This window comes from Nonomuraea jiangxiensis (genome assembly GCF_900099965.1).
Classification (GTDB): Bacteria; Actinomycetota; Actinomycetes; order Streptosporangiales; family Streptosporangiaceae; genus Nonomuraea; species Nonomuraea jiangxiensis.
Genome location: NZ_FNDJ01000012.1, coordinates 61,636 through 83,386, shown reverse-complemented (window position 1 = coordinate 83,386; position 21,751 = coordinate 61,636). Strand labels below are relative to the sequence as shown.

Genomic DNA, 21,751 nt, shown 5'->3' with positions numbered 1-21,751 from the left:
CCTCCTTCCTAACCTGGGGCTCGTGTTACCGCATGGTTAAGGGGAACCTATGTAGGGCTTCCACTAGGTGCAATGGTCCCTACCTTGAATTCCGCAGGCCGGAATCGTTCCCCGTGCGGGTGCTGCCGGTCCCCCACGTCGCGGCGTTGTGCGCTCAGGTTGCGGCGGAGGCCGCCGCCGGGAGAGCCGCGGGCGGGTGCCCCGCCCGCGGCTCGGCGGGGTTCACTGCACGGTGATCGTGTCCACCTCGACGGTGATCCCCTTGACCTGCGGTGTGGAGGTGGCCGTCGTCACCTTCCCGTTCCCCGGGCTGACCCCCTTGACCTGCATCGAGTAGGTCAGGGTGCCGCCGGGAGCCGCGGGGGCGCTCCGGACCACCAGGTCCTCGGTGGGCGGCCCGCTGATCTGGTCGCCTCCCGTGCCCTCGGCGTTCTCGGCGCCCACGGTCAGGCCCGCGCCGGCGGGCGGGGCGCCGGGCAGGTTGGCCGGGTCGTAGGCGAAGCTGATGTCCTCCACGCCGTTGAGCCCGATCCACTGCTGGAACACCTTGAGGTCGGTGGTGCCGAAGATGTTCAGCCGCCACTCGACCACCAGCCAGTCGCTGACGCCGTCGGTCAGGATCGTGGCGAGGATCCCCGGGGCGCCGGCGCCGTCAAGGTTGGTCCAGTAGGAGGCGAGCACGCCGTTCGGCCGTGCCGGGTCGGGGAACGTCTGCGGGTCGGCCAGGATGTCGGAGCCGATGGCCCCACCCGCGACGCTGTAGCCGTTGGAGGTGACGCCGAGCCTGGTGTAGGTCCGGCCCGCGTAGATGAAGGGGGGCAGGGTGAAGTTGACCGCCTGCTCGTCACCGATCGGGATCGGCGTGACGCCGAAGATGTCCAGCGGGAGGTAACCGGCGGGACCGGCGCCCGGTTCGATCGTCGGCGTGGGAGGCTGCCTGCCGGCCAGCGTGGCCTTGGCGGTGGCGATCTGGGTACCGACCTTGGTGGCTCCCGTGACGCTGTTCAGGCGCAGGCGCGCGTCCAGGGTGCTGAGCGCGGTCACCTCCGTGTCCTGCATCGTGTCGTTCCGTACGGTGACCGTGCAGGTGGACACGCCGGTGTTCCGCGGGATGGTGGACGGCGTGCAGGTCTGCTCGACCGGCACCGCGCCCTCCTGGCGGAAGAACGCGACCGGCAGGTGCAGCGCGCGGGAGCCGCCGACCTGCTTGAGGTCCACCTGGCCGAAATACTGGCCGTCGGGCAGGTCGGGCGCGGTGATGACCACCCGGAACTTGGCGCTCTTGCCCGGCGCGACGGACAGCAGCGGCGGCAGCACCGTGATGTCGGCGCCGCTGACGGTCTTGCCGGTGGCGGTGAAGGTGAGCCGCTTGCCGGTGATGTTGGTGACCGTGCGCTCGGCGGTGACGATGCCCGGCATGGTCGGGGCGTTGATCGAGGGCAGGTTCAGGTCGATGCGGCCCATCGGGTCGGCGGCCGAGGCGACGAAGCCGGCCGCGCTCTCGTCCAGGGTCAGGCCCGGGTCACCGGCCTTGGTCAGGTCGATCCGGCCGCCGCCCATGTCGAACGGGTCGGCCGGGGTGGTCCGGTCCTGCTTGGTGACCGAGGTCCTGGCCGTGGTCTCCAGCGCCGACTTCACCTGGCCCGGCGTCCAGTCCGGGTGCAGCGCGAACAGCAGCGCGGCCGAGCCCGCGACGTGCGGCGCCGACATCGAGGTGCCCGAGATGACCTGGAAGAGGTTGCCGGGCGGGCCTTCGAGCGGCGACTCGGGGGTCGGCGTCATGCCCGCCATGATGTGCAGGCCGGGCGCGGTGACGTCCGGCTTGAGGAAGTCCCCGCCGGGGCCGCGCGAGGAGAAGTGCGTGATCGCGTCGCCCTGCCAGGTGGCCTTGGTCCCCTGGGTGAAGGACGCGGTCGCGCCCGGGTGCGCGGCCAGGAAGCCCAGCAGCGTGTCGGCCTCCGGCTTGTCCACGTGCACCGACGGGAGCCAGTGGGAGTCGGTGAAGACGTCGAACGGGAAGCTGTTGTAGAGGATCATCCCGGCCGCGCCGCCCTGCCTGACGTTGAAGCTCTTCAGCACCCGGTTGGGGGTGCGCTCACACAGGACGATCTTCCCGGTGAAGATCCCGGGAGGCGCCGGGACCTCGCATGACGGGTTGTTGTAGGGCGGCGCCGAGGCGAGCACGAGGGGCCGCGGCCCGGCCAGCCCCGGGGTGATCGAGCCCCCCTTGATCGTCGCCGTCGCGCCGCCGCCGCTCAGCGTGATCGTGGACTGGAACGTCCTGGTCTGCGTGGAGGCCGCCACCGTGGTCACCCACGGGCCGAGGTGGTCGGTGGTGTCCGCGCCTGGCCCGGAGTTGCCCGCCGACGCCGAGACCAGCACGCCCGCCGCGTACGCGTCGAGGAAGGCCAGCTCGACCGGGTCACTGTACGGGTCGCTGCCGCCGGAGACGGAGAAGTTGATCACCCGGACGCCGTCCAGGATGGCCCGGGCCACCGCCTGCGCCGAGTCCGACGGGAAGCAGCCCTGCGCGCCGCACACCTTGTAGACCGAGACCGCGGCGCCGGGCGCGATGCCGTGGATCGCGCCCCGGCTGATGCCCTGCGGGTTGGCGTCGGCCACCGCGCCGCCGGCCGAGGTGGTCGCGGTGTGGGTGCCGTGGCCGTTGGAGTCGCGGGCGCTGTCGGGGTAGACCTCGCCGCCGAAGACCTCGTTGTACGTCTCCAGGAACGGCTGCCCGCCGATCAGCTTGTTGTTGCAGGGGAACGGGTCGCCGGCCGGGGTCAGCGGGTTGTCGCCGAAGTCGCAGACCCGTGGCGTGCCGTCCTTGGTGGGGCCGGGGGCGGGCAGGCCGGGACGGGCGGCGAACGACGGGTGCTCGGGCCAGGCGCCGGTGTCGAGGATGCCGACGATCACGCCCTTGCCGGCGGAGTCGCTGCCACCGAGCTGGTTGTAGACGGTGGGGGCGCCGATGAAGGCGGGGCTGGAGTCGGTGAGCAACCGCTGCGGCTTGTCCTCCTGCACGGCGACCGCGCCGGGCAGCTTCAGCACCTGGGCCGCCTTGTCGCCCGGGATGCGCAGGGCGATGCCGCCGTAGACCGTTCTGATCCGCTGGCCCACCACGGCTCCGGGGACCTTCTCGGCCAGGTCGGCGAGGAAGGCGTTCTCGACCTGCTGGATGTGCTCGCCGTACCGCCTGGCCTCCGTGCTCCTGGTGTCCAGGGCGCGGCCGGTGACGGCGGGGCTGGTGCCGGGCAGGCCGGGCAGGCCGCCCCGGTAGGCGGCGAGCGAGTCGTAGTCGAGCTTGACCACGATGTTGACCGGCGCCGGGGAGGTGTTGCGCAGCAGCGCCTGGTCGCTCCTGGCCAGCTTGCCCGTCGGGGACGTGGCGCCGTCCACCACCTCGGCGCCGGTCAGGGGGATGGCCGTCCACCGGTCGGCGGATGGTGATGAAGGGGGTGACGACGGGGGATCGGCCGCGGCCGGCGCGGCGCTCATGGCCACGACGAGACTCAGGCCGACGGCGACCGAGCCGAGCCGCCGCGCGCTGGGTAAGTGAGAACCGAATGGCACGAGAGGACCTCCTGGTCGAGGGGCTGCGTGCACTCGCCGGGCCGCCCAGGAGGCGTCAGGTCACCCCGTCAGAAAGCGCACGCCGGAGAGAGCCATGACCCTCCCCGGCGGGTGACGAGCGGGAGCGGCCGCCCGGTCGGACGGCTGCGCTCCGGATCGGAGTTTAATTAGCGATGATCCGGTCGAGAACCCCGCTGGGCTGGCCGGATCCGGCCCTTCCCCGGCCTGGTCGCACCGGCCACATAGGCCCCAGGGCAGGCGCCGCGGTCACCAGGGCAGGCCGCGTTCGAGTGCCAGTAGCAGGCTCTTGCGCTCGATGCCGCCGCCGTAGCCGCGCAGGCCGCCCGTCGAGCCCACGAGGCGATGGCAGGGCACGATGATGCCGACGGGATTGCGGCCGTTCGCGTGCCCCACCGCCCGCGCCGAGGTCGGCCGGCCGATGTGCTCGGCAAGCTCGCCGTACGTGCGGGTCTCGCCGTACGGGATCTCGGACAGCGCCGTCCATACCGTGCGCTGGAACGGGGTGCCGGAAAGGCGCAGCGGCAGGTCGAAGGCGGTCCTGCGGCCGGCGAAGTAGTCCGCCAGCTGCCTGGCCGGCTCGGTGAAGGGCTCGTCGTCCCGGGGGCCGAAGCTCTCCTGCGGCGGGCGGTAGAGCTGGTCGACCATGTAGAGCCCGGCCAGCGCGCCGTCGTCGGCCACGAGGGTCAGCGGCCCCACGGGACTCTCCACCACGGTGTGCACCCGGTCACCCATCCCGCGAACCCCTTCCGGTAGACGCCCGGCGCCGCGCGAACGTGAGACCGGAGCCCGAGAACCCTATCGGTCCCGGCGGGGGCGGCGGATACGGGCTGCACGGCGTCGAGGGGGCGGCTCGCGATCGGCGCCGGGTGCTCATCGTGCCGGCGCTCGCCGCGGGGCAGGCGTACTGGGGAGGGCTGGAGCGGCGGGTGGTGGAGGCGTTCGGTGGGTTCGGGGCCGAGGAGCTCGCCATCGTCGGGGACCGTATGTCGGCGGTCGCCGAGGCGCACTGCGAGGCCCCGTGACGCCCGCGCGACCTACGTCCCGGGGAGGGGCGGTAGATCACAACGCAGGCTGGTCCGCGCGGAGCTCGAACCAGACGGCCTTCCCCGTACGGGTGAGCTCGACCCCCCAGTTGGAGGCCAGCATGTTGACCATCTGCAGCCCCCGGCCGCTCTCTTCGCAGCTGTCGGGGGTCTGGGCGTGCGGCACTTTCGAGGTCTCGTCCGCCACCGCGCAGCGGAGCACGCTGTCCGAGAGGGACAGGCTGAGCACCGGCTGCCCCCAGGCGTGCCGCAGCGCGTTGGTGACCAGCTCGTCAACGAGGAGCTCCGCGACGTCCGTGTCGCCGGGGAAGTGCCACTCGGCGAGCTGCGCGTGGATCAGGCGCCGTCCGGCCGGCACCGAGGACAGGTCGTCCGGCAGGATCCAGGTCGCCCGGTGGTCGGGGGGTGGCCTTCCGCCCCCGGTGAACCAGCGGAACCGGCGGATGAAGGAGCTGGGCCAGCGGAACACGCCTGCGTCGTGCAGCGTGACCCGGACACCCCGCCGCGCGCCGGGCTGCGGAATGTCCATCGGGACTGCGTGGACCAGGTGTGTTGCGCTCATGGGATGGTTCCCACTTCCGTGCTGAACTGCTTTCTCCCTCAAGGATCGCGCCCCGGGCCTGCGATGTCTTCGCTGCCAGCACCCATCTTGGGATGGCAGGCAGTCGGGCCACGCAGATTGCAGCTAGCGTCAATGTGACGGCGTAACCGTGGTTGAGATCCTGGATGTGTGGTTCTGCGCTGTCTCATCGTCGATGATAATGATCACTTCCTCCGGGCCGCCCGGTGGCTCCTGGAGCGGGAGGGGATCACCGTCGTCGGCATTCCTTCGACCTGCTCCGAGGCGCTGGCGCGCTTCGAGGAGTGCCGCCCCGACGTGACCCTGGTCGACGTCCAGCTCGGAGAGGAGAACGGGCTGGACCTGGCCAGGCGGCTGGCCGGCGGCGGCAACGGGGACGGGGGCGGGGGGGCGCGGGTCATCCTCATCTCGACGTACCCGGAAAGGGATCTCACCGACGTACTCGCGCAGTGCCCCTCTGTCGGGTTCCTGTCGAAGTCCGATCTGTCCGCGGCGGCGATCCACGAGATCCTCGGCAGGGCCGCACATGATCACTGTTGACGGGCGTGGTCAGCGGGAGTCGAGGAAGGTCAGCACCGCGAGGATGCGGCGGTGGACGTCCTCGGTCTCGGGCAGCCGCATCCTGGTCATGATGCTGCGGACGTGCTTCTCCACCGTGCCCTCGGTGATCCAGAGCTGGTGGGCGATGCCGGCGTTCGAGCGCCCCTCCGCCATCAGGGCGAGCACCTCCCGCTCCCGCGGCGTGAGCTGCTCCAGTGGGTCGTCCCGGCGGCGGGCGGCGATGAGCTCCTGGACCAGGCTGGGATCGACGACCGTCCCGCCCTCCGCGAGGTGCCGGACCGCGCCCACGAAGTCCGCCACGTCGATCACCCGGTTCTTCAGCAGGTAGCCCACCCGGCGGCCGGTGGCCAGCAGCTCCATCGCCCGTTCGGCCTCGACGTACGCCGACAGCAGCAGGATCCCCAGGTCCGGCCACCCGGCGCGGATCTCGCGGGCCGCGTCGAGGCCCTCGGTCGTGTTGGTCGGGGGCATCCGGATGTCGATGATGGCCAGATCAGGGTTCTGGTCGCGGACCACCCGGAGCAGCTCCGGCACGTTGCCCGCCTGGCCGACGACGTCGAATCCGGCATGTTCGAGCAGGGAGGCGAGCCCCTCCCGGAGCAGGACGTCGTCGTCCGCCAGCGCCACCCGTGTCCGGCTTCCGGTCATGTCCCGTCCTGCGTCGATCGTTCCGAGGCCCGCGCCGGGGTTCCGGCGCGCCGGGCAGGCTCGGAATGTCACCGGTGCCGCCCGGCACTGCCGCCGGAGCTTCCGGCGGAGCCGCCACCCAAGCTGCTACCCAGGCTTCTACCTGCGAATATGAGCGTATAGTTACCTGATATGAGCGAGGGGTTGCTGCCGTCGCTGCTTCGCGCGAGACGTCCGCCGTTCGCGCTGGGGGTCGCGGTCGGCCTGCTGTGCGTCGCAGCGGAGACCCTGCTGGTCGGGGCGCTGGTGGAGCTGACGCCGGCGCGCGCGCAGGGGGAGGTCTACGTCCCCGGCATTCTCCTGGTCTCGCTGGTGTGGGGCCCGTGGCTGGGCATGGCGACCGTCGTCGCCAGCGGCATCGCCTTCTCCTACTTCTATATTGCCCCTCTGATGTCCTTCAACCTCTTCAGCCCCAGGGAGTGGCTGGAGCTGAGCGTGTTCGTCGTCGTGGCGCTCATGGTGTGCCTGCTCGCGGCGATGGTGCGCCCGCTGATCACCGAGATCGACGATCGCCGTCGCGCCGCCGACCTTTCCGCCCGGATGACCCGGCTCGTGCTGGGCGCGAAGGATCTGCGCCCGGCTCTGTCGGCCGCCTCACGCCTGCTGAGCGAGTCGCTGGGCCCGGCGGACGTCACGATCGAGCTCGGCGAGGTGACCGCCCCCGGGGGCTGCGTGGCCGTGCCGATCCAGGAGGGCGCGTCGCGGTTCGGGACGCTGATCGTCCCCGCGGAGGCCGAGCCTGAGCTGGGACCCTCGATAGCGCGGCTGCGGCCCTCCCTCGTGGCCCTCCTGCGGGCCGCCGGCGACCGCGCGGCCATCTCGCGGGCGTTGGATCGCAGCCGTGACGAGCTGCGGCACATCGTCGAGGAGCAGGCCGCCCTGCGGCGGGTGGCCACCCTGGTGGCCCGCGGCGTTTCTCCGTCCGAGCTGTTCAGCGCGGTCGCGAGCGAGATGGGCCGCATCCTGAAGGTGGAGACCACCGCGATCGTGCGCTATGACCCGGACCTCACGATGCTCTATGTCGGCACCTGGAGCGCGCGGGGGGCCGCGTTCCGCATGCCTGTGGGGTCGCGGTGGCCGGTCGACGAGCCGAGCGTGGCCGCGCTGGTGTGGGAGACCGGGCAGCCCGCCCGGATGACCGGATACGGCTCCGTCTCCGGCGAGATCGCCGAATGGGCCCGCAAGCGGGGCGTGGCCTGCGCCGTCGGCTGTCCCATCATCGTCGAAGGGCGGATGTGGGGCGTCATGATCGCCGTCTCCTCCACCCCCGAGATGCTGCCCGAGGGCGTGGAGAAGCGGATGCAGGAGTTCACGGAGCTGCTCGCCACGGCGATCGGGAACGCCCAGGCGCGTGCGCAGCTCGCCGAGTCCCGCGCCAGGGTCCTGGCGACCGCCGACGACACCCGCCGCCGCATCGAGCGCAACCTGCACGACGGCACCCAGCAGCGCCTGATCTCCCTCGGGCTCGAACTGCGCGCCGCCGAGGTGGGGCTGCCGCTTGAGTGCACGGAGTCCAAGGAGCAGCTGGCGCGTGCCCTGCGGACCGTCAAGGGCGTGGTCGAGGAGCTCCAGGAGGTCTCCCGCGGGCTGCATCCGGCCATCCTGTCCAGCGGCGGCCTGGAGCCCGCGCTGAAGACGCTGGCCCGTCGCTCACCCCTGCCGGTCGAGCTCGACCTGCACGTCGGCCGGCGGCCGGCCGAGCGGGTCGAGGAGACCGCCTATTACATCGTGTCCGAGGCGCTGACCAACATCGCCAAACACGCGCGCGCCACCTTCGCCTGCGTCTCCGTCACGGAGGAGAGGGCGGCGATGCGGCTGTCCATCCGCGACGACGGGGTGGGCGGCGCCGATCCGAGCCGCGGGACGGGACTCCTCGGCCTCGCCGACCGGGTCGCGGCGCTCGGCGGCACGCTCGACATCTCCAGTCCGGCGGGCGGCGGCACGACGCTGCTGGTGAGGCTCCCGCGCGACTCATCGGACGGGCCCCGGGTCACAAAAGCTTGTCCAGGGTGATGGGGAGATCGCGGACGCGCCTGCCGGTGGCGTTGTGGACCGCGTTCGCCACGGCGCCCGCCGCGCCGACGATGCTGAGCTCGCCGATGCCGCGGGCACCGAGATCACTCAGCACGGTGTCGGGATAGTTCAGGAACTCCACGTCGATCGGGGGAATGTCGGTGTTGACGGGGACCAGGTAGTCGGCCATCGTGGCGTTCCCGAACCGGCCCGTGTCCGGCTCGATCCGCAGGTCCTCCAGCAGCGCCTGGCCGATCCCCATGACGACGCCGCCGGCGATCTGGCTGCGGGCCGTCTTGACGTTGACGATCGTGCCGGCGTCCACCACGCACAGCCACCGCGCGACGCGCGGCTCCCCGGTCCACCGGTTGACCCGCACCTCGCAGAAGTGCGCGCCGAACGACCTGAACGCGTGCTCGCGCCGGGGATGGCGGGGCGAGGTCGCGGTGACCTCGACCTCGGGCACCCCCAGCAGGGCCAGCAACTCGCCGAACGGCATCGCGTCCCCGCCGCCCCTGACCTCCCCGTCCGCGTACGTGACCGCCTCGCCCCTGAACGGAGACTTCTCGTGCTCGGCCGCCAGCTTGACCACCGCCTCCTTGGCGGCCTCGGCGGCCAGGCGGACGGCGGGCCCGTTGGCGGAGGTCGAGCCGGAGCCGCCCGCCTTGGCCGCCGGCGGCGTGGCCGAGTCGCCGAGCACGGGCGTGACCCGGTCCACCGGGATGCCCAGGACCTCGGCCGCGAGGATGGCGAACACGGTGGACTGGCCGGTGCCGAGGTCGGCCGCGGCGCCCGACACCACCGCCCGGCCGTCGTCGCGCAGCCGTACCTCGATCGAGGCCTCGCCGCGCGAGGCGCCGAAGGTCGCGGTCGCCATGCCCAGGCCGACCAGCCAGTCGCCGTCGGTGACCGTGCCGGGCCTGGGGCTCCGACGCGACCAGCCGAACCGCTCGGCGCCCACCCGGTAGCACTCCTCCAGATGCTTGCTCGACCAGGGAAGCCCGCTGACCGGGTGGGAGGGGGTGTCGTTCTTCAGGCGAAGGTCGAGCGGGTCCATGCCGAGCGCGTCGGCCAGCTCGTCCATGGCGCTCTCCAGCGCGAAGGAGCCGTTGGACTCGGCGGGCGCGCGCATGATGGTCGTGGCCGGGACGTCCATCGTGACGACCTTCCTGCTCACGTGCAGGTTGGCCGAGCCGTACAGGGCCAGGGAGAGGTCGGCGACCGACTCGTAGAAGTCGTTCGCGGCGGACTTGCTGGAGATGCCGTCGTTCTTGACGGCGACGAGCGTGCCGTCCGCGGCGGCGCCGAGTGAGACGGTCTGACTGGTGATCGGCCGGTGCCCGATCACGGTGAACACCTGCTCGCGGGTGAGGACGGTCTTGACCGGGCGGCCGAGGGCGCGGGCCGCCGCCGCGGTCAGCGGAGTGTGCGCCCAGGTGCCCCACTTGTTGCCGAATCCGCCGCCGACGTAGGGGTTGATGACGTGGATCTGCGCGGCGTCGATGCCGAGTGACTCCGTCAGCCGCTCCACGGGGAGCCGCACCCCCTGGCTCGCGGTGTGGACCGTCAGCCGGTCACCGGTCCAGGACGCCACGGTGGCGTGGGGTTCCATCGCGACGTGGGTCTCGGCCGGGGTGGTGTAGGTCTCGGTGATGGAGACGTCGCTCGCCGCCAGCGCCTCGTCGATGGAGGTGACGCCCGGGGCCAGCACGTCCGTCTCGGGCGTGCCGCCGGACGGCGGGGTGGCGTTCGGCAGGCCGGCGGTGAAGGAGGCGCGGGGGCGTTCGGCGTCGTAGCGGGTGGTCACCAGCGCCGCGGCGTCCCTGGCCTGCTCGAACGTCTCCGCCACGACCAGCCCGATGACCTGGCCGTAGTAGCATACGCGGTCGTCCTGCAGCGGCGGGAGGAGCTCGGCGGTGTCCGCCTGGGTGTAGGGGTGGAGCCGGAGCGGGTTGAACGGGGTGTAGACCGCGATCACCCCCGGTGCCCGCTCCGCCGGGGCGGTGTCCATGCCGAGGATGGTGCCGCGGGCGACCGTACTGGTGATCAGATAGCCGTAGGCGAGCCCCTCCGGGTGGTGGTCGGCCGCGTAGCGTGCCGCGCCGGTGACCTTGACCGGCCCGTCTTCCCTGTTCACCGACCTCATCGCGGGCCCGCCAGTTCCGTCAGGGCGCGCAGGATGGCGCGCTGTACGAGTGTCACCTTGAATGCGTTGCCGGCCAGCGGGCGGGCGCCCGCCGCGGCGAGCGCGGCCGCCTCCTCGTGGCTCCGGCCCGCGCGCAGGGCGTCCTCGACGGCGGGCAGCCGCCAGGGCACGGTCCCGACGCCGCCGACCGCGACCCGGGCGTCGCGTACCTCGCCGTCGTGGAGGTCGACCGCGACGGCGGCCGAGGCCAGCGCGAACTCGTACGACTGGCGGTCGCGGACCTTGACGTAGCGGGACCGCCCGGCCCACGGCAGGGGCGGCACGATCACCTCGGTGATCAGTTCGCCGGGCCGCAGCCGGTTCTCCACGTGCGGGGTGTCGCCGGGCGGGAGGTAGAAGTCCGCCAGCGGCATCGTGCGCTCGCCGTCGGCGCCGCGCAGCCGTACGGACGCTTCGAGCGCGACCAGCGCCACCGCGAGGTCGCTGGGGTGCGTGGCGGCGCATGACGCGCTCGTGCCCAGGATGGCGTGGCCCCGGTTGTCGCCGTGCTGCGCCGGGCAGCCGGTGCCGGGCGAGCGCTTGTTGCAGGGCGTGGCCACGTCGCGGAAGTAACCGCAGCGGGTGCGCTGCAGCAGGTTGCCGCCGATGCTGGCCATGTTGCGCAGCTGCGGTGAGGCGCTGGCGAGCAGCGCCTGCGCGATGACCGGGTACGGGCCGGCCACGGCGGGGTGGCGGGCGACGTCCTCCATCCGCTCCAGGGCGCCGACCCGCAGGCCGTCCGGCTCCGGCCGGATCCCGTGCAGCGGCAGGCGGTTGATGTCGATGACCTGCTCGGGGGAGACCACTTCGAGCTTCATCAGGTCGACCAGCGTGGTGCCGCCGGCCAGGAAGGCCGACTCGTCCCGGGCCAGGCCGAGGGCGTCGTCGATGTCGTGGGGGACGGCGAAGTCGAAGGCGCGCATCAGGACCTCGCCTGCTTCACGGCCTCGACGATGTTCGGGTAGGCGCCGCAGCGGCAGATGTTGCCCGACATGGCCTCGCGGATCTCCCCGTCCGTGCTCGCGTGCCCCTCGCGCAGCAGGGCCACCGCCGACATGATCTGCCCCGACGTGCAGAAGCCGCACTGGAACCCGTCCTGGTCGATGAACGCCCTCTGCACCGGGTGCAGCCGGTCGCCCTCGGCCAGGCCCTCGATCGTGGTGACCTCCCGGCCGTCCAGCGTGGCGACCATGGTCAGGCACGACAGCACCCGCCTGCCGTCCACGTGCACCGTGCAGGCCCCGCACTGGCCGCGGTCGCAGCCCTTCTTCGTGCCGGTCAGCTCCAGCCGTTCGCGCAGGGTGTCGAGCAGTGTCGCCCGCGGGTCAACGCGCAGGCTCCGGGCCGTTCCGTTCACCGTGCAGGTCACCTCGACCAGCCGGTTCGCGGCCGATTCCGAGGAGCTCCGCAGGGAGGGATCACCGTGTTCCATATGGCCGAACCGTAGGGTTTCCCGGTGGCGCGGGTCAAGTCAAGACATCGGATGATTCGGTGATCCCGCTCGCATCCGCGAACGGGCCGCGGTGAAGCCCTCGACGCCCGGTGGCGCCGGTTGTCCCGATACGCCTCCATACGCCTTCTTGACGCCCTAACCAGGCCAAACACCCCCAGACCCTCAGTAAGGTGCAATGCGTCTTTATGCTAATTTGACGGATTTGTGCGATTTGGGGTGACCGAATGGTGCTGGCGAAACGGCCGGCCGCCACTGCGGGGACGTTGCGTTCCTGGCTGCTGCAGGGGCTGCAGACCGACCGCGAGCAGATAGAGCACGGTCCCCACGTGAAGCACCCGTGGTGGCGGGTGATGTGCCTGACCGGGGTGGACTACTTCTCCACCCTCGGCTACCAGCCCGGCATCGCCGCCGTGGCCGCCGGGTTCCTCTCGCCGCTGGCCACGCTGTTCCTGGTGGGGCTCACGCTGCTGGGCGCGCTGCCGGTCTACCGTCAGGTGGCCGCGGAGAGCCCGTACGGGCAGGGCTCGATCGCGATGCTGGAGAAGCTGGCGCCGCAGTGGTGGGGCAAGCTGTTCGTGCTGGCCCTGCTCGGCTTCGCGGCCACCGACTTCGTGATCACGATGACGTTGTCGGCGGCGGACGCGACCGCGCACATCCTGGAGAACCCGTTCGTGCCCGACTTCCTGGACGGGCAGCGGGTCCTGGTCACGCTGGTGCTGCTCGCGCTGCTCGGCGGCGTGTTCCTGATGGGTTTCACCGAGGCGATCGGCATCGCCGTCCTGCTGGTCCTGGTCTACCTGGGCATGAACGCGGTCGTGGTGGCGACCGCCGTCGTGCACGTCGTCGGCGCGCCGCAGCTGGTCGTGGACTGGCAGCGCGCGCTGAGCCTGAACTTCAGCGGCCCGCCGGCCATGATCGGCCTGTCGCTGCTGGTCATGCCGAAGCTGGCGCTGGGCATGTCCGGGTTCGAGACGGGCGTCGCGGTGATGCCGGTGGTCAAGGGCGACATCCAGGGGCGGATCAGGGGCACGCGGCGGCTGCTCACCACCGCCGCCCTCATCATGAGCGGCTTCCTGGTCCTGTCCAGCTTCGCCACCACCGTGCTGATCCCGCAGCGGGAGTTCGAGGAGGGCGGCAGCGCGAGCGGGCGGGCGCTGGCGTATCTCGCGCACCAGTATCTGGGGGACTGGTTCGGCACCGCGTACGACGTCTCGACGATCGCCATCCTCTGGTTCGCCGGGGCCTCGGCGATGGCCGGGCTGATCAACCTGGTGCCGCGCTACCTGCCCCGCTACGGCATGGCGCCGGAGTGGACCGGCGCGGTGCGGCCGCTGGTGCTGGTGTTCTCGGCCATCGCGTTCGCCATCACGGTCATCTTCGACGCCGACGTGGACGCCCAGGGCGGCGCGTACGCCACCGGGGTCCTCGTGCTCATGCTCTCCGCCGCCGTCGCCGTGACCCTGTCGGCCAGGAGGAAACGCCGGCACGGGGCCACCGCCGGGTTCGCTCTGATCACGGCCGTGCTGGCGTACACGCTGGTGGACAACGTGATCGAGCGGCCGGACGGCGTGAAGATCGCGTCGTTCTTCATCGCGGCGATCGTCATCACCTCGCTGATCTCCCGCGCCACCCGCTCCACCGAGCTGCGGGTCACCGAGGTACGCCTCGACCCGCTGGCCGAGCGGTTCGTCAACGAGGCGTGCGGCGACATCCACCTGATCGCCAACGAGCCGAACGCGCGGGACCAGGCCGAGTACACCGACAAGCTGCGCGAACAGTGGATCAATCACCGGCTGCGCACGGCGGAGCCGGTCCTGTTCGTGGAGGTGTCGGTGCCGGACGCCTCCGAGTTCGAGACGGAGCTGCACGTCAAGGGGGAGGAACGGTTCGGCCACCGGATCCTCGCCATCGAGAGCTCGGCCGTGCCGAACTCGCTGGCCGCCCTCCTGCTCTACCTGCGCGACCGGACCGGCTCCGTGCCGCACATCTACTTCCACTGGGCCGAGGGCAACCCCGTCGTGGCGATGCTGCGGTATCTGGTCTTCGGTGGCGGCGACGTGCCGCCGCTGAGCCGAGAGGTGCTGCGTCAGGCCGAGCCGGACCCGGAACGCAGGCCCCGCGTCCACGTCGGCTGACGGGCGTGAGGACGGTGTACGGATGTCATCAAGAATCCCTCCTCAAACGTAGGTAACCCGTCAAGAACGGAAAATCTGGGTCAATTCGGGGCTTTGCTTGTCTGGTGCCGCTCGACCGGGCGGCCGGCAATGCGTTCCGAAGCTTTGAGGAGTGGGGATGGCTGACGTCATCTTCGTCGCCCTGACGATCGCGATCTTCGCGGTCTTCGGGCTTGTGGTGAAGGCGGTGGAGCGCTCATGAGCGCGATCAACGCCACCGGCCTCGTGATCGCGGTGGCCTTAGTGATTTTCATGGTCGCGGCGCTGCTGTTCCCGGAGCGGTTCTGATGAACGCCACCGCTGCGGGGATGCTCTTCATCGCGTCCCTGATCCTCGCCATGGTCCTGGTGCACAAGCCGCTCGGCGACTACATGTACCGCGTCTACACGACCACCCGGCACAACGTCGTCGAGCGGGTCGTCTACCGCCTGCTCGGCGTCCGGGCCGACACCGAGCAGAGCTGGGGCGTCTACGCGCGGAGCCTGCTGGCGTTCTCGGTGCTGTCCATCCTGGTCGTGTACGGAATCCAGCGGTTGCAGGACAAGCTGCCGCTGAGCCTGGGGCGCCCGCCGGTGACCGACCACGTCGCGTGGAACACCGCGATCAGCTTCGTCACCAACACCAACTGGCAGGCCTATTCCGGTGAGTCCACCATGGGCCACCTGACCCAGATGGCCGCGCTGGCGGTGCAGAACTTCGTCTCGGCGGCCGTGGGTATGGCGGTGGCGATCGCGCTGGTACGCGGGTTCGCCCGGCGCAGGTCCGGGACGCTGGGCAACTTCTGGGTGGACCTGGTTCGCGGTTCGGTCCGCATCCTGCTGCCGATCGCGTTCGTCGGGGCGCTCGTGCTGGTGGCGGGCGGGGTGATCCAGAACTTCTCTAGCGGGCACCAGATCACCACCTTGACCGGCGGCACCCAGACGATCACCGGTGGCCCGGTCGCCTCCCAGGAGGCGATCAAGGAGCTGGGCACCAACGGCGGCGGTTTCTACAACGCCAACTCCGCCCACCCGTTCGAGAACGCCACCGCCTGGACCAACTGGCTGGAGATCTTCCTGATCCTGGTGATCCCGTTCGCGCTGCCGCGCACCTTCGGCCGGATGGTCGGCCAGGTCCGGCAGGGCTACGCGATCGTCGCGGTGATGGGCATCATCGCGCTGGCCAGCGTGCTGCTGACCAACGCGTTCGAGCTGGGCGGCAACGCCACCGTCTCCCAGGCGGTCGGGGCGGCCATGGAGGGCAAGGAGGTCAGGTTCGGCGTCTCGAACTCCGCCACCTTCGGCGCGGCCACCACGCTCACCAGCACCGGAGCCGTGAACTCCTTCCACGACTCCTACACGCCGTTCGGCGGCCTGATGACGATGTTCAACATGATGCTCGGCGAGGTCGCCCCCGGCGGCGTCGGCGCGGGCCTGTACGGCATGCTCATCCTGGCCGTGATCACGGTGTTCGTGGCCGGGCTGATGGTCGGCCGCACCCCCGAATACCTGGGCAAGAAGATCGGCCCCCGGGAGATCAAGCTCGCGTCGTCCTACTTCCTGGTCACCCCGATCCTGGTCCTGGTCGGCACCGCGTTCGCGATGGGCTCGGCCGAGCAGCGGGCGAGCATGCTCAACGGCGGGGCGCACGGCCTGTCCGAGATCCTGTACGCCTTCACCAGCGCCTCCAACAACAACGGCTCGGCGTTCGCGGGCCTGACGGTCAACAGCCCCTGGTACGACGTGGCGACCGGGTTGTGCATGGTCTTCGGCCGGTTCCTGCCGATCATCCTGGTACTGGCCCTGGCCGGATCGCTGGCCAGGCAGGCGCCGGTGCCCGAATCGATCGGCACGCTGCCGACGCACCGGCCGCAGTTCGTCGCCATGGTCGTCGGCGTGACGATCATTCTGGTCGCACTGACCTTCCTCCCGGCGCTCGCGCTCGGCCCCATCGCAGAAGGACTGTCCTGAAATGTCAACCTCTGTGCTCGAGGCGCCGAGCCAGGCACCCGCGCCCAAGAAGAACGGCCGGGTCAGCGGCGGCCTGCTCGACCCCAAACAGCTGATCAGTTCGCTCCCGGACGCGCTGAAGAAGCTCAATCCGGTGACCCTGTGGCGCAACCCCGTCATGTTCATCGTGGAAGTCGGCGCGGTGTTCACCACCGTGCTGGCCGTCCTGGATCCCTCGTTCTTCGCCTGGGCCATCGTGGTGTGGCTGTGGCTGACCGTGGTGTTCGCGAACCTGGCCGAGGCGGTCGCCGAGGGCCGGGGCAAGGCGCAGGCCGCCACGCTGCGGGCGGCCAAGCGCGACACCACCGCCCGCCGCCTGAAGAGCCGCGCCGCCGCCGACTGGGACGTCGTCGGCGCGGCCGAGCTCCAGCAGGGCGACTTCGTGATCGTCGAGGCCGGGGAGGTCGTCCCGGGTGACGGCGATGTGGTGGAGGGCATCGCGTCGGTGGACGAGTCGGCCATCACTGGCGAGTCCGCCCCGGTCATCCGCGAGTCCGGCGGCGACCGGTCCGCCGTGACCGGCGGAACCAGGGTCCTGTCCGACCGGATCATCGTCCAGATCACCCAGAAGCCGGGTGAAAGCTTCATCGACCGCATGATCGCGCTGGTCGAGGGCGCCAACCGGCAGAAGACCCCCAACGAGATCGCCCTCAACATCCTGCTCGCCGCGCTGACGATCATCTTCCTGGTCGCCACGGTCACCATGCAGCCGCTGGCCATCTACTCCAAGCTGGTCAACCCCGGCGTGGCCGACTCCATCGCCCTCACCGGCGACGGCGTCACCGGTATCGTGCTGGTCTCGCTGATCGTGTGTCTGATCCCGACGACCATCGGCGCGTTGCTGTCGGCCATCGGCATCGCCGGCATGGACCGCCTCGTGCAGCGCAACGTCCTGGCCATGAGCGGCCGGGCGGTGGAGGCCGCCGGTGACGTGTCCACGCTGCTGCTGGACAAGACCGGCACCATCACCCTCGGCAACCGGCAGGCCAGCGAGTTCGTACCCGTGGCCGGTGTCAGCGAGCAGCAGCTCGCCGAGGCCGCCCAGCTGTCCAGCCTGGCCGACGAGACCCCCGAGGGCCGCTCGATCGTGGTGTTCGCCAAGGAACGCTACGGGTTGCGCGAGCGCGAGATCCACGGCGCAGAGTGGGTGGCGTTCACCGCGCAGACCCGCATGTCCGGGGTGAACCTCGACGGCCGCCAGGTACGCAAGGGCGCCGCCACCGCCGTCATGAAATGGGTGCGCGACGCCGGCGGCCACCCCACCGACGAGGTCGGTCACCTCGTGGACGGCATCTCCGCCTCCGGCGGCACGCCCCTCGTCGTGGCCGAGCAGGGCCGGGTGCTCGGCGTCATCCACCTCAAGGACGTGGTCAAGGCCGGCATGCGGGAACGGTTCGACGAGATGCGCCGGATGGGCATCCGCACCGTCATGATCACCGGTGACAACCCGCTGACCGCCAAGGCCATCGCCGACGAGGCCGGAGTGGACGACTTCCTGGCCGAGGCCACCCCCGAGGACAAGCTCGCCCTGATCAGGAAGGAACAGGAAGGCGGCCGGCTGGTCGCCATGACCGGCGACGGCACCAACGACGCCCCCGCCCTGGCCCAGTCCGACGTCGGCGTGGCCATGAACACCGGCACCTCGGCCGCCAAGGAGGCCGGGAACATGGTCGACCTCGACTCCAACCCCACCAAGCTCATCGAGATCGTCGAGATCGGCAAGCAACTGCTCATCACCCGGGGCGCGCTGACCACGTTCTCCATCGCCAACGACATCGCCAAGTATTTCGCGATCATCCCGGCGATGTTCGCGGCGGTCTACCCGGGCCTGGACGCCCTCAACGTCATGCGCCTGACCAGCCCGCAGTCCGCCGTCCTGTCGGCGGTGATCTTCAACGCGGTCGTCATCGTGGCGCTGATCCCGCTGGCGCTGCGCGGGGTTCGTTACCGGCCCTCCAGCGCCTCCAAGCTGCTCTCCCGCAACCTCTACCTGTACGGCCTGGGCGGGATCATCGTCCCGTTCATCGGCATCAAACTCATCGACCTGCTGATTCAGTTCCTTCCGGGGATGTCATAAATGGACAGAATGCCTAGCTGGATCCGCCAGCACGTCGCCGCGCTCAGGGCGGTCGTGGTGCTGACCGTGCTGCTCGGCCTCATCTACCCGCTGGTCACGACCGGCGTGGCGCAGGCCCTGTTCAACGGCAACGCCAACGGCTCCATCATCCAGGCCGGTGGCAAGGACGTGGGCAGCTCGATCATCGGCCAGTCCTTCACCGACGTCGACGGCAACCCGATCGGGAAATACTTCCAGTCCCGGCCGTCCGCGGCCGGGGACGGCTACGACCCGACCTCCACGTCGGCCAGTAACCTGGGCCCGGAGGACGTCGTGGACATGCTGCCGGTGCCGGGGGCCAAGGACGAGGAGGGCAACCCGGACGAGGGCAAGCAGTCGCTGCTCACCCAGGTCTGCGCCCGGTCCAAGGCCGTCGGCGAGCTGGAGGGCGTCAGCGGCGCCCGCCCGTACTGCACCTCGGACGGGGTGGGCGCGGTGCTGAAGGTCTTCCCCGGCCGCGCCGTGAGCGTCAACCAGGCCTGCCCCGCCACCCCCTTCATCGCCGAGTACCAGGGCAGGAAGGTGGAATGCGGCAAGCCGGGTGAGGACTACGCGGCTGGTCGTACGGTCCCGATCAGGGGCACGGCCGGAACGCCCGCCGTGCCGGCGGACGCGGTGACGGCCAGCGGCTCCGGCCTCGACCCGCACATAACCGTGGCCTACGCCGACCTCCAGGCGCCTCGGGTGGCGAAGGAACGCGGGATCTCCGTCGACCAGGTGAAGGCGCTGATCGGCGAGCACACCACCGGCCGGGCCCTGGGCTTCATGGGCGAGCCCGCGGTCAACGTGCTCGAACTCAACCTGGCGCTCGACCGGTCATGAGACGAGGCCGCCTGCGGGTCTACCTCGGGGCGGCCCCCGGGGTCGGCAAGACGTACGCGATGCTGAGCGAGGGCCGCAGGGCGTGCGAGCGCGGCCGGGACGTGGTCGTGGGGCTCGTCGAGACACACGGCCGCCCCCGCACCACAGCCCTCCTGGAGGGCATGGAGGTGATCCCGCGGAAGACGGTGACGCACCGGGGCGCCACCTTCGCCGAACTGGACACCGCGGCGGTGATCGCCCGTGAGCCCAAGGTGGCGCTGATCGACGAGCTGGCCCACACCAACGTGCCGGGCTCGAAGCACGTCAAGCGCTGGCAGGACATCGACGAGATCCTGGACGCCGGGATCGACGTCGTCTCGACGGTCAACATCCAGCACCTGGAGTCGGTCAACGACGTGGTCCAGGAGATCACCGGCGTGCCGCAGCGGGAGACCGTACCGGACGAGGTGGTGCGGCGGGCCCACCAGGTCGAGCTGGTCGACATGTCACCGGACGCGCTGCGCCGCCGCATGGCGCACGGCAACGTCTACGCGCCGGAGAAGGTCGACGCCGCGCTGTCGAACTACTTCCGGATCGGCAACCTCACCGCGCTGCGCGAGCTGGCGCTGCTGTGGGTGGCGGGCAAGGTGGACGACCAGCTCGACCACTACCGCGCCGAGCACGGCATCGCCACCACCTGGGAGGCCCGCGAACGGGTGGTGGTCGCCCTGACCGGCGGCCCGGAAGGCGACACCCTGGTACGCAGGGCCGCCCGCATCGCCGCCCGGACCAAGGGCGCCGACCTGCTGGCCGTCCACGTCACCAGCGCCGACGGGCTGGCCGGGGCCGACCCGGCCAGCCTGGCCCGCCAGCGCACCCTGGTCGAGAGCATGGGCGGCACCTACCACCAGGTCGTCGGCGACGACGTCCCGCGTGCCCTGCTGGACTTCGCCCGCGGGGTCAACGCCACCCAGCTCGTCCTCGGCGCCTCCCGGCGCGGCCGGTTCGCGCAACTCTTCTCGCGGGGCGTGGGGGTGGAGACCACCTCCCGGTCGGGCTCCATCGACGTCCACATGATCACCCACGACGAGGCCAAGAAGGGGCGGCGCCGCCCCGCTCTCACCCGGGCCGCGTTGACCCGCAAGCGGCGGCTGAGCGGCTGGGTGATGGCGGTGGCGGGGATGCCGCTGCTGACGGCGGCGCTGGTCCCGTTCCGGGACGTGGTGTCGCTGCCCAGCGAGATCCTGTTCTTCCTCACGCTGACCGTCGGGGTCGCGCTGGCGGGGGGCATGTGGCCGGCCATCACCGCGGCTGTCGGCGGGTCGCTGCTGCTCAACTACTACTTCACGCCGCCGATCGGCGAGTTCACCATCAACGACCCGGAGAACCTGTTCGCGCTGCTGGTGTTCGTGGTGGTGGCCGCCGCGGTCTCCACGATCGTGGACATCGCCGCCCGCCGCACTCGTGAGGCCGCCCGCGCCAGCGCCGACGCCGAGCTGCTGTCCACGCTGGCCGGGCACGTGCTGCGTGGCCAGGCCGCCGTGCCGTCGCTGCTGGAACGTACCCGCGAGACCTTCGGCCTGACCTCCGTCACCCTGCTGGAGCGACGGTCCGAGGCCGCCCGCACCCCCGACGACCAGTCGGATCCCGACGCCTGGCGGATCGTGGCGACCTCCGGCGGCGCGCCGTCCACCTGCCCCGGGCAGTCCGACACGGACGTGGTCATCGACGACGACATGATCCTGGCCGCCCAGGGCGGGCCGCTGGACGCCGCCGACCGTACGGTGCTGGAGGCGTTCGCCGCCGAGACCGCCGTCGCGCTGCGCCAGGAACGCCTTCAGGAGGCGGCCGAGCAGGCCCGCCCGCTGGCAGAGGCCGACAAGATGCGCACCGCGCTGCTCGCCGCCGTCAGCCACGACCTGCGCACCCCGCTCGCCTCGGCCAAGGCCGCGGTCGAGAGCCTGGGCAACACCGACGTCGCGTGGAGCGACCACGATCGCGCCGAACTGCTGGCCACCGCGAAGGAATCGCTGGACAAGCTGGGCCGGCTGGTGGCGAACCTGCTCGACATGAGCCGCCTGCAGGCCGGCGTGCTCGGCGCGGCCCCGGAACCGCTGGCCCTGGAGGAGATCGTGCCGCGCGCCATCGACGACCTGGGCCCGCTGCGCGACCGCGTCGAGGGCGACATCTCCATCGAACTGCCGGAGATCCTCGCCGACCCGGCCCTGCTGGAACGGGTGCTGGTCAACCTCATGTCCAACGCGGTCCGCTACAGCCCGCCGGACCAGCCGGTGCTGATCACCGCGAGCTGGTACGGCGAGAACGTGGAGATCCGCGTGATGGACCGCGGGCCGGGCATCCCGCCCGAGCACCACGACCGGGTCTTCCAGCCGTTCCAGCGGCTCGGCGACCGCGACAACCACTCCGGCGTCGGGCTCGGGCTGGCTCTGTCCCGCGGCCTGACCGAGGCGATGGGAGGCACGTTGCTACCCGAAGAGACACCAGGGGGAGGTCTCACCATGAGACTCACATTGCCCATCGCGGCCCGGCGGTGAC

Annotated in this window: 16 protein-coding genes; 9 read left to right on the top strand and 7 right to left on the bottom strand. The window is 71.1% G+C overall.

Translation table 11 applies throughout. The features are described 5' to 3' along the window. Positions 1-222 precede the first annotated feature (222 nt). Both BLS95_RS25790 and BLS95_RS25785 read right to left on the bottom strand, forming a co-directional pair. On the bottom strand, positions 223-3,573 hold the full coding sequence (locus BLS95_RS25790) for a S8 family serine peptidase (protein WP_090936268.1): 3,351 nt from the start codon (positions 3,571-3,573) through the stop codon (positions 223-225). 267 nt (positions 3,574-3,840) lie between these two features. Further along, positions 3,841-4,326 carry a methylated-DNA--[protein]-cysteine S-methyltransferase gene (locus BLS95_RS25785; RefSeq protein WP_090936265.1) on the bottom strand — a complete coding sequence of 162 codons (486 nt, stop codon included), beginning with the start codon at positions 4,324-4,326 and terminating at the stop codon, positions 3,841-3,843. A gap of 41 nt (positions 4,327-4,367) precedes the next feature. On the opposite strand from BLS95_RS25785, the gene BLS95_RS54400 reads away from it, so the two are divergent. Further along, the gene (locus BLS95_RS54400; protein ID WP_143043866.1) at positions 4,368-4,616 is read left to right on the top strand and encodes a hypothetical protein; all 249 of its coding nucleotides are present in this window, start codon (positions 4,368-4,370) and stop codon (positions 4,614-4,616) included. Between the two features lie 37 nt (positions 4,617-4,653). On the opposite strand, the gene BLS95_RS25780 is transcribed toward BLS95_RS54400, so the two are convergent. Continuing rightward, positions 4,654-5,199: an ATP-binding protein gene (locus BLS95_RS25780; protein ID WP_143043865.1), complete on the bottom strand. Its 546-nt coding sequence runs from the start codon at positions 5,197-5,199 to the stop codon at positions 4,654-4,656. 168 nt (positions 5,200-5,367) lie between these two features. Between BLS95_RS25780 and BLS95_RS25775 the strand changes: the two genes are divergently transcribed. After that, a complete protein-coding gene (locus tag BLS95_RS25775; RefSeq protein WP_218135984.1) occupies positions 5,368-5,757 on the top strand; it encodes a response regulator transcription factor in 390 nt (129 codons plus the stop codon). A gap of 9 nt (positions 5,758-5,766) precedes the next feature. Here BLS95_RS25775 and BLS95_RS25770 read toward each other — a convergent pair whose 3' ends face one another. Continuing rightward, the gene (locus BLS95_RS25770; RefSeq protein WP_090936258.1) at positions 5,767-6,426 is read right to left on the bottom strand and encodes a response regulator; all 660 of its coding nucleotides are present in this window, start codon (positions 6,424-6,426) and stop codon (positions 5,767-5,769) included. 171 nt (positions 6,427-6,597) lie between these two features. Between BLS95_RS25770 and BLS95_RS25765 the strand changes: the two genes are divergently transcribed. Further along, positions 6,598-8,478 carry a sensor histidine kinase gene (locus tag BLS95_RS25765; RefSeq protein WP_090936255.1) on the top strand — a complete coding sequence of 627 codons (1,881 nt, stop codon included), beginning with the start codon at positions 6,598-6,600 and terminating at the stop codon, positions 8,476-8,478. Here the strand turns inward: BLS95_RS25765 and BLS95_RS25760 are convergent. The 3 genes from BLS95_RS25760 to BLS95_RS25750 are packed head-to-tail and all read right to left on the bottom strand — an operon-like array spanning position 8,456 to position 12,095. Further along, positions 8,456-10,615 carry a xanthine dehydrogenase family protein molybdopterin-binding subunit gene (locus BLS95_RS25760; RefSeq protein WP_218135983.1) on the bottom strand — a complete coding sequence of 720 codons (2,160 nt, stop codon included), beginning with the start codon at positions 10,613-10,615 and terminating at the stop codon, positions 8,456-8,458. The two genes, BLS95_RS25765 and BLS95_RS25760, sit on opposite strands and share 23 nt — an antisense overlap. A 5-nt stretch (positions 10,616-10,620) precedes the next feature. Continuing rightward, positions 10,621-11,586 (bottom strand): FAD binding domain-containing protein, encoded by a 966-nt coding sequence (locus BLS95_RS25755; RefSeq protein WP_090936249.1) that lies wholly within the window; start codon positions 11,584-11,586, stop codon positions 10,621-10,623. Then, complete coding sequence (locus tag BLS95_RS25750) at positions 11,586-12,095, bottom strand: (2Fe-2S)-binding protein (RefSeq protein WP_090936246.1); 510 nt, start codon at positions 12,093-12,095, stop codon at positions 11,586-11,588. Before BLS95_RS25750 ends, BLS95_RS25755 begins: the two co-directional genes overlap by 1 nt. Positions 12,096-12,340: 245 nt before the next feature. Here BLS95_RS25750 and BLS95_RS25745 point away from each other — a divergent pair, with 245 nt between their 5' ends. The 6 genes from BLS95_RS25745 (at position 12,341) to BLS95_RS25720 (ending at position 21,750) form a co-directional block, all read left to right on the top strand. After that, the gene (locus BLS95_RS25745) at positions 12,341-14,251 is read left to right on the top strand and encodes an APC family permease (protein ID WP_090936243.1); all 1,911 of its coding nucleotides are present in this window, start codon (positions 12,341-12,343) and stop codon (positions 14,249-14,251) included. A 237-nt stretch (positions 14,252-14,488) separates the two neighbouring features. Beyond that, on the top strand, positions 14,489-14,578 hold the full coding sequence (gene kdpF / locus BLS95_RS25740) for a K(+)-transporting ATPase subunit F (RefSeq protein WP_090936240.1): 90 nt from the start codon (positions 14,489-14,491) through the stop codon (positions 14,576-14,578). Further along, entirely contained in the window at positions 14,578-16,239 is a 1,662-nt protein-coding gene (kdpA, locus tag BLS95_RS25735) for a potassium-transporting ATPase subunit KdpA (RefSeq protein WP_090936237.1), read from the top strand. Before kdpF ends, kdpA begins: the two co-directional genes overlap by 1 nt. A gap of 1 nt (position 16,240) precedes the next feature. After that, positions 16,241-18,355 carry a potassium-transporting ATPase subunit KdpB gene (gene kdpB, locus BLS95_RS25730; RefSeq protein ID WP_090936234.1) on the top strand — a complete coding sequence of 705 codons (2,115 nt, stop codon included), beginning with the start codon at positions 16,241-16,243 and terminating at the stop codon, positions 18,353-18,355. Next, positions 18,356-19,216 (top strand): potassium-transporting ATPase subunit C, encoded by an 861-nt coding sequence (locus BLS95_RS25725; RefSeq protein ID WP_090936231.1) that lies wholly within the window; start codon positions 18,356-18,358, stop codon positions 19,214-19,216. Further along, positions 19,213-21,750: a sensor histidine kinase gene (locus BLS95_RS25720; protein WP_090936228.1), complete on the top strand. Its 2,538-nt coding sequence runs from the start codon at positions 19,213-19,215 to the stop codon at positions 21,748-21,750. The genes BLS95_RS25725 and BLS95_RS25720 overlap by 4 nt, the downstream gene beginning before the upstream one ends. Position 21,751: the final 1 nt, after the last annotated feature.

Coding starts and splice junctions, on each gene's coding strand:
- BLS95_RS25785 (WP_090936265.1), bottom strand. CDS start 4,326: ATGGGTGACCGGGTGCACACCGTGGTGGAGAGTCCCGTGGGGCCGCTG.
- BLS95_RS25780 (WP_143043865.1), bottom strand. CDS start 5,199: ATGAGCGCAACACACCTGGTCCACGCAGTCCCGATGGACATTCCGCAG.
- BLS95_RS25770 (WP_090936258.1), bottom strand. CDS start 6,426: ATGACCGGAAGCCGGACACGGGTGGCGCTGGCGGACGACGACGTCCTG.
- BLS95_RS25765 (WP_090936255.1), top strand. CDS start 6,598: ATGAGCGAGGGGTTGCTGCCGTCGCTGCTTCGCGCGAGACGTCCGCCG.
- BLS95_RS25755 (WP_090936249.1), bottom strand. CDS start 11,586: ATGCGCGCCTTCGACTTCGCCGTCCCCCACGACATCGACGACGCCCTC.
- BLS95_RS25750 (WP_090936246.1), bottom strand. CDS start 12,095: ATGGAACACGGTGATCCCTCCCTGCGGAGCTCCTCGGAATCGGCCGCG.
- BLS95_RS25745 (WP_090936243.1), top strand. CDS start 12,341: ATGGTGCTGGCGAAACGGCCGGCCGCCACTGCGGGGACGTTGCGTTCC.
- kdpF (WP_090936240.1), top strand. CDS start 14,489: ATGAGCGCGATCAACGCCACCGGCCTCGTGATCGCGGTGGCCTTAGTG.
- kdpA (WP_090936237.1), top strand. CDS start 14,578: ATGAACGCCACCGCTGCGGGGATGCTCTTCATCGCGTCCCTGATCCTC.
- kdpB (WP_090936234.1), top strand. CDS start 16,241: ATGTCAACCTCTGTGCTCGAGGCGCCGAGCCAGGCACCCGCGCCCAAG.
- BLS95_RS25725 (WP_090936231.1), top strand. CDS start 18,356: ATGGACAGAATGCCTAGCTGGATCCGCCAGCACGTCGCCGCGCTCAGG.
- BLS95_RS25720 (WP_090936228.1), top strand. CDS start 19,213: ATGAGACGAGGCCGCCTGCGGGTCTACCTCGGGGCGGCCCCCGGGGTC.